Below are 15,864 nucleotides of genomic sequence, written 5' to 3'. Positions count from 1 at the left end.
CATAAAAGTAGTTATGAGGGAAATTGGTGAATTTCTGTCAAGCTTTATCTCAATTGTAATCACAAGGCTGACCCAGCTAATTACAATCGATAATGCTTCTGAATAACTTGGCATTTGGATACCTCCAATCGTCATAATCAACCAATTCAATATACTAATTATAGTATAAGCTATTAGTGCATTTAGTAGCCTCTTTATAGGCTAGCGATGGTCTATAATTTGAAAGGAGAGTATGCTTGCAAGGGTTCTTTGATAGAGTAATAGGCTACGATTACATACCCTTGCTAGCTCTGCCAAATATGAATAAAAAAAAGTATCGTGTAAAAGGTTATAAGCACCTTGATAATAAAAAATCAATTGATAAAGTTAAGAGTAAAATCCAGAACCCTCGATGGGTTGCTAAGCATGGATTTTACCCTTTTATGCATTTTGAAATTAAATTTCAAAAATATAGCAGGAAAGAAAAACAACCAAAAGAAAAAGTACGTAAAATTTTTTATGCCTCTCACATTGATAGCTTTATCTATAAGTACTATGGAGACAAGCTAAATGACCACTATAATTCTGTTGTAAATGAACTAGGTATTAATGAAGTTGCAACTGCATATAGAAATAACTTATCTGGGAAAAGCAATATTAACTTCGCTAAAGAAGTTATTGATTTTATTAAAGTGCAAAAAAGTGCATATATTTTTGTTGCTGATTTTACTAATTTCTTTGATACATTGGACCATAGGTATCTTAAAGAGAAAATCCGCTATGTTCTTAAAAAGGATACACTACCTGACGATTATTATAATGTTTTTAAGAATATAACAAGATTTAGTTACTTCATTAAAGATACGATAGAAGCAGAATTGAAGACTAAGTATACTGAAAGTGAAATAAAAAATAGTTATAAATATTTCACAGAAGAGGAATTCAGAGCCTTTAAGCATAAAAATATATACAGAAATTCTAAGAGCTATGGAATTCCCCAAGGTGCAGGTATTAGCTCAGTTTGCTCCAATATTTATTTACTAGATTTTGATAAAAAAATAGAAAAATATGTAAAGGAACAAAAAGGACTATATAGAAGATATTGTGATGATTTAATTATAGTAATTCCTATTGAAGGAGAAGTCCAGGACTATAACTATCAAATTCATCAAAAATTTGTGGTTGATATAAAAGAACAGATTCCAAATTTAGAAATTCAACCTGAAAAGACAGGGAATTATTTTTATTATGATAATCAGATTACCGATTTAGAATTTAATGAGACAAAATTAGACTATTTAGGGTTCGGTTTTAATGGTAAAGAAGTTCGAATTAGAGAAAAAAGTCTATTTAAATATTATACGAGAACATATCGTAAAGTAAGGATATGCAATCGTAAATCAAAAGAATTCGGTCGTAAATCATATAGGAGAGAATTATATAAGAACTACTCGCACTTGGGAAAAAGTAAGAAAGGGCATGGGAATTTTATTAGTTATGCTGAAAGAGCGCAGAAGATATTTGATGAAGATTCAAATACTATAAATCTTATGGAAACACAAGTGAAGAAACACTGGAAAAACATTCAATCACGATTAGATAAACCAGAATAATAAAGACAAGCCCATTTTTCTTTAATTAAAATTTGGCTTGTCTTTTTATATGGTTATCACAATCTTAATCAGAAACAAATGGAGCTGGAGTGATAAAGATTGAAAAAGTACAATTTTATTAAAGCTCAATTAGCAAAGACAAATAAAAAGAATGATGAAAATTATGTAGTAACTAGAATTTTCCATAAATTAGACAATCTTGATGTAAAGTTTGTTACACAACAATACATTGTAAGGGACGACGGAAGATATGCTTTGACTGATATGTATTTTCCACAATTAGGAGTCCATATAGAGGTTGATGAACCTCACCATATTCATCAAATCATACAGGATGAAATAAGAGAAAAAGATATTGTGTCTATTACAAATCATGAGATTCTTAGAGTAGATGTGAGTGAAGATTTGGATGCTATAAATAATCAAATCGAATTTATTATACAATATTTAAATAAAAAAATTAGTGAAATGGGAAGGGAATTTGAACCTTGGGATATTGAGAGAGAAAATGACCCAAAGACATATATCAATAAAGGCTATATAGAATTAAAAGAAAATGTAGCATTTGAAAAATGTGTCGATGTTTGCAATTGTTTTGGCCATAATTATAAAAGTTGGTTTAAAGGAGGAGCAAAACACCCTTATCTAGATGATACCAGACTTTGGTTTCCCAAATTGTATCCTAATGATGAATGGGACAATTCTATTACTTCCGATGAGCTAATTATTAGAGAAAAAAGTACGGATAAAAGTAAAGTAAAAGCTCATATGGAGGAGCATATTGAAAGCAACATACATAATAGAATTGTCTTTGCCAAAGTAAAAGGTCCTCTTGGGGATGTAATGTATAGATTTAAAGGTGAGTATAAGTTAAATATAGAGCAATCTTATAGTGAAAATTGTTTGGTTTGGGAGAGAAGTGCAACTAGAGTAAAAACCTATAAGCCGAAAATAAGATAAGTATGGATGGAAGGAGAAATTTGTGAAGTATGGGGATACATGACCGACTATTAGATAGGCAAAGTGTATATGGGTTTACTACTTTTGGTGATAAATATGTTTGTGGAGATTGTATTAATGAGAGCTTTCTACAAAAATTTATAGAAGAAAATGCAGATTCAAATTACTGTAGCTACTGTGGTGCTACAAATGAGGAAGGATTTTCAATAGCAGCTGATATAGATGATGTAATGGAGTATATAATTGACCATCTAAAGTATGAATGGGGAAACCCTGATGATGAAGGAGTAGGTTATGATTCAAGAGAGGGTGGCTATTTAGGTGTATCCATCTATGATGGATGGGATTTTGTGGAGGAAATTTTATGTCCCGAAGCAGAGATTGAAAATGAATATTTAATGAAAGATATAAAAAATCAGCTGATAGACACTATGTGGTGTGAAATTGACCCTTATGGAACCTCAGAGGAAGAAGAACTATATTTCTCTTGGAGAACCTTTTCAAATTTAGTTAAACATGAGACAAGGTATGTTTTTTATAAAACAGCAGCTTCTGTTAATATTGATGGCTCCCTTAATCCTTATGAAATTATTGATTTTATAGGTTCTATGGTAGAAGAGATGGGATTAATAAAAGTGTTACCTCCACAAAAGTTTTATCGAGTACGTGTTTCAAATAAGGGAGAATATTTTACTTCTTCTAAAGAACTAGGAACGCCTCCTAGAGAATATGCACTTAATTCTAATAGAATGAGTCCAGCAGGTATCCCTATGTTTTATGGTGCTTGCGATATGGATACTGCAATATTAGAGGTTGATTATAAGCAAGGTAAAAATGTTGTCGCTAGTGTAGGTGAGTTTGGAAATACTAAAGAGTTAACTGTCCTGGATTTAACAGAGCTTCCTAAAATTCCAAGTATATTTAATGAAGAAGAAAGAGAAAAAAGGCAGGTAATAATCTTTTTCTATAAATTCCTTGAGGATTTTTCCAAACCTATTAGTAAAGATGGTAAAGAGCATATAGATTATGTGCCAACACAAATTGTTACGGAATACTTTAGGCATATTTTTAAAACTATTGATGGAAAAACTTTAGATGGAATTGCTTATAGAAGTTCTAGGAATGGAAAAAAATCCTATGTCCTTTTCTTAGAAAACAAAGCATTCGGTGAATCTGGAGCTGAAGGGTCTTCATATGAGATGATTCTGACTAAAGTTTCTCATATTTCTAATGAAGCCTAAGAAAAAACCTCACTTAGATACACCACGGAGAACCGTATCACAAGTAACGCAAGTTTTTGAGAACAAATTTCAAGCTTGTAAAACAGGATAATACATTTCGAGGATAGAATAATATGAAGATAAATGCAGATGGGACGGCAATAAGATTATTGAAAAATACGGAAGTGATAAAGAACGTTTTCAAATAGATTTAATGAATTTGATGGAGCCAGTAAAGGGGGGAGCTGTTGAATTACGCGACTATATTAATACGAATAAATGGTTTAGCTCTGACTACACGTTATCAAACCCTGGAGGTAATAAAAAAGCTATTACATGGACGGAAACGATTGAGCCTTTCTATGTAATGAAGTATCCGGTAACCCAGCAGTTATATCATTTTGTTATGTATGAAGAAGAACTAGAATCGAATTTGAACAATCTACCAATTACAGAAGTTTCGTGGATGGATTCGCTTGTTTTTTGTAACAAATTGTCTAGAATGCTTGGCAGGACGGAATGCTACACATTCACAAATGATAGTGAGAACACAATATATAACAAGGAAGCAAATGGCTTTCGTTTACTTTCAGACGCTGAATGGCAATATGCGTGCAAAGCGGGAACTAGTGGATATCGATATGCAAGTATTAATCAAATTGCATGGTATCAAGAAAACGCCAAGGGATCTGTTCATCAAGTAGGACAACTGCTTCCTAATCCATGGGGACTTTATGATATGATTGGGAACGTCTGGGAATGGTGCTGGGATCTATATGATTCTAAACGATATGGGAACTATAGGGTCTTCCGGGGAGGCAGTTGGGCTGAAGTTGAGAACAACTGTGGTTCTACGACTAGAAGGAAAAGCATGCCTAATTTAAAGCTAGATGATCTTGGTTTTAGAATAGCACTTACAAAACCTTGAGAACGTAACATCAAGCAGCTCGAAATTGATTGAAATTCGCCGTGAGGGCCATTCAGAAAAGGATAATCCTCAACTTAAACTTGCCGTTAGAAACAGCGAGGTGGATTGAATCAAAGTAAAGGCAAATAATGATTAGGAGCTTTTTCTTTTGAATTATTAAATGAAGATTGTATGAGTTTGTTCTCTTCTAAGGTAAAAATGAAATAAGATAAATGAGTTAGAATGCTTATTCAGTAAAGTCGAATTCTTTTTCAATAGAGCTAATAGTAATTTTATTAAATAATAGTTGAAATTAAGATTCTCATTGAGTTTAAAATTTTTTTTAATATGTTTCATATCGTTTTTGTGAATATAAGTGAGCTTTCACATTAAAGCCTACAACTTTTGAAACAACTCATATACCTGTAGATATTGGTTATCTAATATTTTTTCCTTAACCTCTTAGAATCTTTTTTAGATTATAATAAGTGGAGAATAATATGACTTTTCTAATTTATTCCCCACAAAATTAAATAAGTCCTTTATGGTTAACTTACATCGTAAGCCATATTTATTAAGAGTTTAGCCTTCTCCATATCTTCATCATTAAAAATAACTACTTCTAATTCTCCCGTTCCATAATGCCCTATATTAGTTACATCACGAGTATAGCCTTGTTCTAAAGTAATTGTATCGGGCTTAACCTTTAAATAAAGTAATATCTTAGAATTTTGTGGATGTATTTCTACACAAGCAAAATTCTTAATGCGCTTAAATGCAATATAATGTTTAAGAATTTTCATTTGTACGTCATCACCAATAGCCATCATATAAGCTTTTAACGTTTCAAACCTATCAGCTAATTCTGTATTAGCTTGTTCTAAATAGTCAGATACAGTTTTCACTCTAGTATTTCGGCTAGTTGCTGTTGATGAGGTATCAACTTCTTCGCTAATATGCACTGTTTGTGCAGTTGTAGCATTAACTAAGTCGAGTAAAACAAAGCCAGCGTTATAATGTTTATATTGGTAAAGTTCAATATTTCTGTTTATCTGTTGTACTGCGTGTTGGTCGTATTTAGTAAAACCTCCTGCAATACATAATAAACGAGGGCTACTCCAATCAATAGAATCTGCAACCGTTTCTCCATACTTACGTAAAGTCATCAGTTCAAACTCTGCCTTATGGTCAAGAAGCCAATCTAAATAGAATAATCCTTGATTAATTACGTTCTCATTAACTGAACGCTTATATTCAATAATTACGGGTGAATGATTTTCATCTAAACCTAAAGTATCAATACGTCCTTGGTGGCGTTTACCCGTACTATATTCTGAAGCTAAAAAGCGTACTCCTAAAAAATTTTCTAAATGCCTTTCGAATAAATGTTGTAACGATTTTTCAACTGCAACAGACTTTCCTTCTAACTCATTTACGGTATCCCCATTTAACCTAAACAATTTAATATCTCCCAAAATACAACCCTCCTTCGAGAACAATTATATCATATTACTTAGTAAATTCTTCCTATAAAGTAATAGTTTTTTAGAAAGAGGGATTGTTCTAAATTATTTTATTTCCTATAATAACTATACCACCCTAGCCCTTTTCCCTTTTTATTTTGCATGAAAGAAAGAGATATGTTATAAGTAGAGTGATCGATCTATCAACGAGGAGTTTTTTTTATTAGTGGGTTTGAAGTCAAGGCATTATCAAACGTGAATTAATTTTCCATGAGAAATATCAAACACGAGAACAGGCGAAACATAGCATTTTTGAATATGTAGTGAGCGTTTAATTATAAAAGAATACATTCAAGTAATCAGTACATGTCTCCAATGACATATGAAAAAGTACTATGATCAAACCCTAGACCCATCCACCTAAGCGAATCTAATAGCTAAGGATGACGCCCCTTATCTTGACTACGAGGTCAGCAAACGAAGTGCGGTAGGGTTATAGAAAATCCCCCAATTCGATGTGTCCTTTTTCTTGACATAGTATCCCGCTCCACTAGTACCAACTTTATACACATATATACATGTATATTATATAAGGAAGTAGAGAATGCTCGACTTCCTTTTTTACTTTAACAATTAATAACTCAATTTTTGCAGACCAAATTAGGCAGGTAAGCCCTGATTGTAGAATTATACAACTCAAGATTAAAATGTGAAGGTAGGCAAGACGTGGTGCAGATATTTATAATATTAGGTTGCACAATTTGTTTAACGCAAAATCTTTAAAGAGATATGCCGCTAAAGTCGGTTACCCATTTATAACGATGAGGCAAGCAAGGAAAAAGGAATGGAAGCGACGGTTCGTGAAGCAAAGCAATTGTTAAGTGAAACATTGATAAATCTATGTAACTGTTGATATGGAAAATACATGGAATAACCAATAAATAGAGATTCGTAAATAAGCGCAGTGGTGCAAAAAAACCACTGCTTTTTCTTGATGATAAGATTTAATGCATTATTACATACCTGTATTAAAACGTTACCATAATGAAACTATAATGTTGTGAGGAAACGTTAATATACAGCCATTTTCAACGTTTTTTACAGCGGCATAAAAACGGCTTTTTGGAAATTAATGTGTAAAGTAATTTGACATTGGACTCGCGTTTTCATAATTTTCTGTTATTCTGTACTCAAAGAAAAGGGATAAACAAAAAAGGAGAGAAGCAATGGGGAAACTAGGAAAAGTAACCTTGGTCGGGGCAGGCCCAGGAGATGTGGAATTACTAACGCTAAAAGGGCTACGAGCCTTACAGCAAGCAGATGTGGTGATCTTTGATCGGCTAGTGAACCCGTATATATTAATGGAGGCAAATCAAGACGCTAAAGTGATCTACTGTGGTAAGCAGCCTTGTAAACATACATTACGGCAAGAGGATATTCAAACCGAAATGCTTATACATGCAAAAAAAGGGAAAAACGTCGTCCGTTTAAAAGGTGGAGACCCTGCTGTTTTTGGAAGGGTAGGGGAAGAAGCCGCTTTTTTAAAAAATAATGGTATTGTCTTTGAAATTGTACCAGGCGTCACGGCAGGAATTGCCGCATCGATGTATGCCGGTGTTCCTGTTACACATCGAGACTTCTCAGCTTCCTTTGCCGTGGTGACAGGACATCGAAAAGATAAACAAGATCACTTAACGATAAATTGGGGAGCATTGGCACATTCTGTTGATACACTACTTTTTTATATGGGAATAAGTGAGCTCGAGACGATCGTCTCAAAGCTTATTCAATATGGGAAACATAAACAAACACCAGTGCTTGTCATACAATGGGGAACCTATAGTCGACAAAAAACGGTTGAAGGTACATTGGCGACGATTGGGCATCTTATTTTGGAGGAAAAGGTAACAAATCCAGCGATCATTGTAATCGGTGAGATAGTCAAGGAGAGGGAACAGTTTTCATGGTTTGAAAATCAACGATACTCAGGTATAGGTGTACTCACTCCAACGAAAAGGGAAACCGCTTTTCAATTAGATTTACGTCAGAATGGAGCAGATATCTATGCATTTCCTTTTATCCAAGATGATAGGTATGCATTTGATAGACAGCCTAGTCTTTCGTTAACACCTCTACAAAAGATGTCACTAGTTCGACTTCTTGAAGATGGGCACGTTCATCTACTTGTTTGTGAAAGTGAAGTTGAATTAGCAACAATGGACCGATGTTTTGAGCAGATTTCACGGCAGCCATTCCATGATCGGCACATTACATTAGTTGCTTCAAACATTAGCACGTCAAATATTCAGAATTTTTCGGATAAATGGGGTTTAGAGTTGTATAACATGAATGAACGAGATAAGAAATCGATGATCCTGATGTAAAAACAAAATCGGCAATCAAGAAGATAGCAATTGAACAAAAAAGGAGAGGGTAAGATTGAAGGAGAAGCTCATTTTAATTGGAAATGGAATGGCAGGAATCCGAACGATAGAGGAAATTTTAAAAATAGATCCGAATCGATTTGAGATAACTGTATTTGGTGAGGAACCACACCCTAACTATAATCGAATCCTGCTTTCCTCTGTTTTACAAGGTGATGCAAATGTAAATGATATCGTTCTGAATGATTATCATTGGTATGAAGAAAATCACATTCAACTTTTTACAGGAGATCCGGTCGTTTCCGTCGATACGAATCAACAAATCGTGACAAGTGCATCAGGATTGAATAAGGCATACGATCATTTAATTTTTGCAACGGGTTCTAATCCTTTTATGTTGCCTCTACCTGGTGCAAATAAAGAAGGTGTGATTGCATTTAGAAATATTAAAGATTGCGAAACAATGGTGGAGTCTTCCAAAACATACAAAAAAGCGGCTGTTATAGGTGGCGGGTTACTTGGATTAGAGGCAGCACGTGGCTTACTCCATTTAGGTATGGAAGTTCATGTGATTCATATCCAAGATTATTTGATGGAGCGTCAATTAGACGCAGCAGCAGCCAAGATGCTTCAAATTGAGTTAGAAGCTCAAGGAATGACATTTCATTTAAATAAACACACGGAAAGATTAACAGGTACTCAACGTGTTAATGGTTTGTTGTTTAAGGATGGGACGAAGCTTGAGGCGGATCTAGTGGTTATGGCAGTCGGCATTAAGCCAAATATTCAGTTGGCTAAAGAGAGCGGTTTAGATATTGGTCGTGCGATATTAGTCAATGACCAAATGAAATCGAGTGATCCTCATATTTATGCAGTTGGTGAGTGTGCGGAGCATCGAGGTATCGTGTATGGGCTTGTTGCTCCTTTATACGAACAAGGCAAGGTGCTTGCCGCCCATATTTGTGCAAATTCGGCTCAAAGTGCAAATCAAGTACCAGGGTATGAAGGTTCAATTGTGTATACACAGCTTAAGGTATCTGGAGTTGATGTATTTTCGGCAGGAGATTTTGTCGATACAGCGAAAACGAAATCGATTCGAGTCCATGATGAATTTGACAGAGTGTATAAAAAAGTCGTTATAGAAGATAAACGAATTATCGGCTGTGTTTTATTTGGAGATACATCAGATTCGCCGCGGATTTTGTCGATGCTTCGTTCTAAAGAGGATGTCTCACAATTAAATAAAGTTGCGATTTTACCATCAGAGCAAACCGGGGCTAATAAGACTTCTGCGGTAGCAAGTATGCTAGATTCAGAGACAATCTGTGGATGTAATGGTGTTAGTAAAGGTGAAATTGTGGATGCGATCCAAGAATTAGGACTAAAGTCGGTTCAGGAAATTACCCAATGTACAAATGCGTCTCGTTCGTGTGGTGGTTGTAAACCGCAAGTACAAGAGCTTTTAAAGTTAACAACGGGTGAGGCGGCTCAAAACGTCAAAGAACCAATGTGTACATGTACAGAGTATTCTCATGAAGAGGTCGTCGCACAAATTCGTGAGCTAGGGTTAACTTTTATTCATGAAGTAATGAATGTTCTAAGCTGGAAAAGCTCGGAAGGCTGTTCAAAATGTCGTCCAGCCCTTAACTATTATTTAGGATTAATCGATCCGTTAAATTATGAGGATGATCGAAATTCCCGTTTTGTAAACGAAAGATTACATGCCAACATTCAAAATGATGGAACATTTTCTGTTGTCCCTCGAATGTATGGTGGGGTCACGAATGCAGAACAGCTTCGTAAAATTGCCGATGTCGCAGATCGTTATCAAGTCCCACTTCTTAAAGTGACAGGAGGACAGCGTATCGATTTGCTCGGAATTAATAAAGACGATTTACCGAATGTATGGCGAGATCTTGACATGCGCTCAGGTTACGCATATGGAAAAACACTTCGAACGGTTAAAACATGTGTAGGTGAAAATTTTTGTCGCTTCGGTACTCAAGATTCAATTGGTCTTGGGATTGAGATTGAGAAAAAATTTGAAGGGTTAAATACACCCCATAAAGTGAAGATGGCTGTCTCTGCTTGTCCAAGAAATTGTGCTGAATCGGGCATTAAAGATGTGGGTATTGTTGGGGTAGAAGGGGCATGGGAAGTATATGTTGCTGGTAATGGCGGCGTCGATTTAAGGAAAGGTGATCTATTGTGTAAGGTCACAACTTCAGATGAGGTGATCGAAACAATTAGTGCCTTTTTACAATACTACCGTGAACAAGCAAGATATTTAGAACGGACATCACATTGGGTGGAGCGAACCGGGTTAGAGGCGATAAAAGAAGTAATCATGGGAGATCAAGAGGAAAGAGCTGCGCTTGTGAAGAGAATGGATCTGGCCTTGTCGACACATCAGGATCCATGGGCACGTATCGTCCAAAATGTGGAGGAAAAAGAACAGCTATTTGAGAAAAAATTTGTGAGTTCAAATGGATGAGGGGGCAAAAGTAATGAAACAGCTTGAAAAAACACGTGTGTTAGTAGCGAATAAAGACGTGCTTGTACATGGACTAGGTAAGCAGGTGATCGTCAATGGTCACGATTTAGCTCTGTTTCTACTAGAGGATGGCCGCGTCCATGCGATTGAAAATCGATGTCCACATAAAGGTGGACCACTTGCGGATGGAATCGTCAGTGGCGAGCATGTTTTTTGTCCGTTACATGATTGGAAAATCAGTACCGCAACAGGTGAGGCCGAAGGGGCAGACGAAGGATGTGTACGAGTATTTGAGGTTGAACTAGAAGAAAAGGATATATACATTTTGCTTAATAAAGAATGTTAAGGGCTTCTCGTTAGAAGGAGGTGTGGAGTGGCTAAACAAAAAGAAAAACTCGTTATTATTGGTAATGGGATGGCTGGTTCAAGGGTCGTACAAGAGGTCATCGAACAATCACCTGACTTATATGAGATTACGATCATTGGTCATGAATCTGTGCCGAGCTATAATCGAATTCTTCTCTCTTCTGTCTTACAGGGGACTAAGAAGCTTCAAGACATCGAACTTCATCCAAAGCAATGGTATGAAAATAATCATATCAAAGTTCGCTTAGGAGAACGTGTAACAAAGCTTGATGTAGAACAACAACGAGTAGTGACGGATAAAGGCTTTTCTCTTGATTATGACCAGTTAGTATTGGCAACAGGTTCGAGTGCCATCCAGCTTCCAATACTAGGGTCTAACCTAGATAATGTGCTCACATTCAGGACCATGGCTGACTGTTATCAATTAATGTCGCTTTCTAAACAGTTAAAAAAGGCGGTCGTTATCGGTGGAGGTTTATTAGGACTAGAAGCAGCAAAGGGATTAATGCACTTAGGTGTTGAAGTTACGGTCATCCATTTGGGTGAGCGGATTATGGATCGACAACTTGACGAGGTTGCTTCCACAATGCTAATGAATGATTTACAAAAACAAGGCATGCGATTTATGCTACAAAAGGCAACTAGTGAAATATTAGGGGAAGATCGGGTGAGGGGCCTTAGATTTACCGATGGTTCAACGATTGAAACGGATATCGTCGTTATGTGTGCAGGCGTCCGCCCTAATGTGGACATAGCCAAAGAAAGTGGTCTTAAAACAAACAGAGCCATTATTGTAGACGATCACTTATTAACAAGTGCACAAGCTATATATGCTCTTGGAGAGTGTGCAGAACATCGTGGAATCGTGTATGGTCTCGTTCAACCACTTAATGAACAGGCGAAGGTTTTGGCGAAAGTTCTTACAGGGAATAAGCAATATCTTTATCGTGGAACGACGATTTCAACTAAACTAAAAATCTCTGGTATTGATGTTTTTTCAGCGGGAATGATTGAAGCTAGCGATCCACTCACTTCATTAACATTAACAAATGAAATAACCAATACGTATAAACGTTTGATTTTTAATGGAAATCAGCTCGTTGGAGCCATCTTGTATGGGGATACAAATCATAGTGCTCCATTACTAGACAAGATTGTAAATAAGGAAACGTTATCAGATTCAAGCAAACAGGATTTATTGAGTAGGTGGGAATCTGGTGATGATGTGATGAATCGTATGAAAAATACCGATTTGGTGTGTCAATGTAATGCTGTATCAAAAGGAGCGATTATCGAGGCTAAGCTTATACATGGGGCCAAAACGTTAGAACAAATAAAAACTAAAACAAAAGCTTCTAGTTCTTGTGGGAGTTGTTCAGTAGTTGTCCAAAAAATCCTTCAAACAGACCAAATAAATGAAGATTTCGTCAATCGTGTGAATCAACCATTGTGTGGCTGCACAGTTTTAACGGAAGAGGAAATCGTAGCAGGAATAATGAAACAAAAGCTAAAGACATGGCAACAAGTCCGGCAAGCTAAGCATTGGTTGAAAAAAGAAGGGTGCCCTCATTGTAAGGAGGTCATTACGTACTATTTAGCATTGTTTAATAAAGCGAAGGTCGAGGAAGTTTCTAGTGAATTAACGGTGGCTAAAAAGCAGAACGGCACATATATAGTCACCCCTAACTATTATGGTGGAGTTGTTACGGCTAATCAACTCTCGAAATTAGCTGAATGGCTGAATCAGTATCATATTCCATATGTGAGCATTCAAAATGATCGACGCCTAGTTTTACCAGAGATTTCAGAGGAATTATCCAAAAGGTTTCAAGCTGATTTCCCCCTTTCGGAAGACTCTGGACGATACAAACGCGTATATGCTCTATTATATTCCCAACAATTAGGAGGGGATACGGAAAAATCATTACAATTAGCCGTGGAGTTAGACCGAAATTGTGCGGATGTATTGGTGCCAAATTCTGTTCGAATCGGTATATTTCCGATAGAAGACCGATTTTTACAAGGTGATTGTGACCTGAGAATTGAACAAACAACACTTGGCTGGGAAATCTCGATTCAAGGTAATCGTGGCGACTTTTTATTATTCTATCACATGCCGACATCAGCCAATGTTCTAGAGTTGGTGCTTGCTCTGGTTCACTATTATCGGATGTCAGCTCGTTACGGGGAAACACTATTTAATTGGTGTGAAAGATTAGGAATGATTCATATTAGAGAGTACGTGCTTGAAGATGACAACCGAAATGAACTGTTATCATCCTTTCATTTACTAAATGAAGATATCCTAGCAAAACTGCAAAAGAAGGGAGCGTACACGTAAATGGAATCAATGCTCGCCTATTTTAGAGAAAAGCAGCAATCAAATGATATCGAAATGTCTTATGATACGCAATGTCCATTTTGTAGTGTTCAATGTAAAATGCAATTGCTCGAAGCAAGAAATGGAAATCGCAAACGTTACAAAACGATTGGCCAGGCAAACCCAACTTCAAAAGGGAGATTATGTATAAAGGGAATGAACGCCCACCAACATGCCTTGCATCAAGACAGAATTACACAACCACTTTTAAAAATCAACGGGGCATTCAAACCAATTACATGGACCGAGGCATTAAAATTAATAAAGGAACGAGTAAAAGATATTCAGAACAATAATGGCCCACATGCGATATCGGTGTATGGGAGTGCTTCAATAACAAATGAGGAAGCCTATCTTATGGGGAAATTTGCTCGAGTCGCTTTGAAAACAAAATTTATAGATTACAACGGAAGGCTCTGTATGTCTGCAGCTGCCTCGGCAGCAACACTAACCTTTGGGATGGACAGAGGCTTAACGAATACACTGTCTGAGATTCCTGAAGCTGAAGTGATTATGTTGGCTGGAACCAATGTTGCTGAATGCCAGCCGACGATTATGCCTTATTTTGAGCAAGCAAAAGCAAATGGTGCCTTTGTGATCGCAATTGACCCGAGGGAGACGGCGACAACAAAACTTGCCACTTTACATCTAAAGCTGAAGCCAGGCACGGATGCAGCACTATACAATGGGATTTTACATGTCATCATTCAAGAAAACTTGATTGATCAAGAATTTATTACGAATCGTGCAAATGGTTATGCTGAAGTGGAAAGACTTGTTATGTCATATAAATTAACTGAAATATCAGAAATTACAGGTGTATCCGTAGACGATATTCGTTTGGCGGCTCTTGCTTTTGCCAAGCCAAAAACAGGCATGATTTTTAGTGCTCGTGGTGTTGAACAACAAACAGACGGTTCTGTTGCAGTTCGAAATTTATTAAATATTTTAATTGCAACAGGCAAAGTGGGTAAGCATGCATGTGGTTATGGGGCGATTACAGGACAAAGCAATGGGCAGGGGGCGAGAGAGCATGGTCAAAAGGCTGACCAGCTTCCAGGCTACCGCTCTATCGAAAATAACGAACATCGTAAACATATAGCACAAGTATGGGGAATTCGTGAAGAAGAACTTCCACGAAAAGGAGTGTCTGCCTTTGAAATGATTGAAAAGATTGATGAAGGAGAAATCAAAGCTATGTTTTTGCTCTGTTCGAATCCGGTCGTATCAAATCCACATGCCCATTTCGTCAAACGGGCATTATCAAAGCTTTCTTTTTTTGTTGCCGTAGATTTGTTTCTATCTGAGACGGCCCTATTAGCAGATTTGGTATTACCTTCAACTTCCTACTTAGAGAATGAAGGAACCATGACTAATTTAGAAGGTAGGGTCACTTTAAGAGAGGCATCGATGAAGGTGGTGGGAGAGGCAAAGCATGATTGGGAAATTCTCTGTTTAATCGCAAGGGAGCTTGGAGCCGGAAAGTATTTTTCCTATAGCAGTGCCGAAGAAATCTTTCAAGAATTAAGGCTGGCGAGTCAAGGAGGTGTCGCTGACTATTATGGAATTACCTACGAACGTATAAGGGAAAAGAATGGGATTATCTGGCCATGCCCTGATAAAAGTCATTCTGGAACAGGACGCTTATTTGAAGAGAGTTTTGCCCATGAAGATGGTCGGGCACAGATGCTCGCGGTTCCGAATGTAGCGGTTGTAGCCAAGGAAGTAATATGTGAGGAGTATCCACTTTATTTGACGACAGGTCGAGTGATTTCCCACTATTTGACCGGGGTTCAAACACGTAAAAGTTCATCCTTAATCGCCAGAAATTTTGAATCCTATTTGGAACTCCACCCAGCGACCGCCAAAAAATATCGTATTCAAGATCAACGGCTTGTCAAAGTTGAATCAAGAAGGGGGTCGGTCATTGTTAGAAGTAAAGTTTCTGAGTCGATTCGAGAGGATACGGTTTTTATCCCGTTTCATTGGGATGAAGAACAAAATGTCAACCGACTTATATCAAATCAACTAGACCCGATTTGTCATATGCCTGGATTTAAAGTAAGTGCTATCAAATTGTCACCCATCTAAACAGAGA

10 protein-coding genes and 1 pseudogene are annotated in these 15,864 nt (G+C 36.8%); 10 read left to right on the top strand and 1 reads right to left on the bottom strand.

All coding sequences use genetic code 11. The features are described 5' to 3' along the window. Positions 1–236 precede the first annotated feature (236 nt). From PQ479_RS08410 to PQ479_RS08395, 4 genes are all read left to right on the top strand, one after another. Positions 237–1,592, top strand: a complete 1,356-nt coding sequence (locus tag PQ479_RS08410; RefSeq protein ID WP_273716925.1) for a reverse transcriptase domain-containing protein — start codon at positions 237–239, stop codon at positions 1,590–1,592. Between the two features lie 99 nt (positions 1,593–1,691). Continuing rightward, complete coding sequence (locus PQ479_RS08405; protein ID WP_047986672.1) at positions 1,692–2,552, top strand: AbaSI family restriction endonuclease; 861 nt, start codon at positions 1,692–1,694, stop codon at positions 2,550–2,552. Positions 2,553–2,581: 29 nt separating this feature from the next. After that, entirely contained in the window at positions 2,582–3,793 is a 1,212-nt protein-coding gene (locus tag PQ479_RS08400) for a HEPN-associated N-terminal domain-containing protein (protein ID WP_053070245.1), read from the top strand. Between the two features lie 202 nt (positions 3,794–3,995). Beyond that, on the top strand, positions 3,996–4,700 hold the full coding sequence (locus PQ479_RS08395; protein ID WP_273716924.1) for a formylglycine-generating enzyme family protein: 705 nt from the start codon (positions 3,996–3,998) through the stop codon (positions 4,698–4,700). A gap of 527 nt (positions 4,701–5,227) precedes the next feature. On the opposite strand, the gene PQ479_RS08390 is transcribed toward PQ479_RS08395, so the two are convergent. Continuing rightward, positions 5,228–6,154 (bottom strand): DUF5655 domain-containing protein, encoded by a 927-nt coding sequence (locus PQ479_RS08390; RefSeq protein ID WP_047986674.1) that lies wholly within the window; start codon positions 6,152–6,154, stop codon positions 5,228–5,230. Positions 6,155–6,387: 233 nt separating this feature from the next. On the opposite strand from PQ479_RS08390, the pseudogene PQ479_RS21895 reads away from it, so the two are divergent. The 6 genes and pseudogenes from PQ479_RS21895 to nasC form a co-directional block, all read left to right on the top strand. Then, a pseudogene (locus PQ479_RS21895) lies at positions 6,388–6,541 on the top strand (IS3 family transposase); the annotation flags it as partial. Positions 6,542–7,368: 827 nt separating this feature from the next. Further along, entirely contained in the window at positions 7,369–8,526 is a 1,158-nt protein-coding gene (cobA, locus tag PQ479_RS08385) for a uroporphyrinogen-III C-methyltransferase (RefSeq protein WP_047986675.1), read from the top strand. 55 nt (positions 8,527–8,581) lie between these two features. After that, positions 8,582–11,020 (top strand): nitrite reductase large subunit NirB, encoded by a 2,439-nt coding sequence (nirB, locus tag PQ479_RS08380; RefSeq protein ID WP_083991110.1) that lies wholly within the window; start codon positions 8,582–8,584, stop codon positions 11,018–11,020. Positions 11,021–11,033: 13 nt separating this feature from the next. Beyond that, the gene (gene nirD / locus PQ479_RS08375; protein WP_083991111.1) at positions 11,034–11,366 is read left to right on the top strand and encodes a nitrite reductase small subunit NirD; all 333 of its coding nucleotides are present in this window, start codon (positions 11,034–11,036) and stop codon (positions 11,364–11,366) included. A 27-nt stretch (positions 11,367–11,393) separates the two neighbouring features. Beyond that, positions 11,394–13,727 carry a nitrite reductase large subunit NirB gene (gene nirB, locus PQ479_RS08370; protein ID WP_053070246.1) on the top strand — a complete coding sequence of 778 codons (2,334 nt, stop codon included), beginning with the start codon at positions 11,394–11,396 and terminating at the stop codon, positions 13,725–13,727. Next, on the top strand, positions 13,728–15,857 hold the full coding sequence (nasC, locus tag PQ479_RS08365) for an assimilatory nitrate reductase catalytic subunit NasC (RefSeq protein ID WP_047986677.1): 2,130 nt from the start codon (positions 13,728–13,730) through the stop codon (positions 15,855–15,857). The last annotated feature ends 7 nt before the right edge of the window (positions 15,858–15,864 follow it).

Source organism: Alkalihalobacillus pseudalcaliphilus (genome assembly GCF_028610675.1).
GTDB lineage: Bacteria > Bacillota > Bacilli > Bacillales > Bacillaceae_D > Alkalihalobacillus > Alkalihalobacillus pseudalcaliphilus.
The sequence above is the reverse complement of the archived record's forward strand: the minus strand, read 5'-3'. Positions and strand labels throughout refer to the sequence as shown.

Coding starts and splice junctions, on each gene's coding strand:
- PQ479_RS08400 (WP_053070245.1), top strand. CDS start 2,582: ATGGGGATACATGACCGACTATTAGATAGGCAAAGTGTATATGGGTTT.
- PQ479_RS08395 (WP_273716924.1), top strand. CDS start 3,996: ATGGAGCCAGTAAAGGGGGGAGCTGTTGAATTACGCGACTATATTAAT.
- cobA (WP_047986675.1), top strand. CDS start 7,369: ATGGGGAAACTAGGAAAAGTAACCTTGGTCGGGGCAGGCCCAGGAGAT.
- nirD (WP_083991111.1), top strand. CDS start 11,034: ATGAAACAGCTTGAAAAAACACGTGTGTTAGTAGCGAATAAAGACGTG.
- nasC (WP_047986677.1), top strand. CDS start 13,728: ATGGAATCAATGCTCGCCTATTTTAGAGAAAAGCAGCAATCAAATGAT.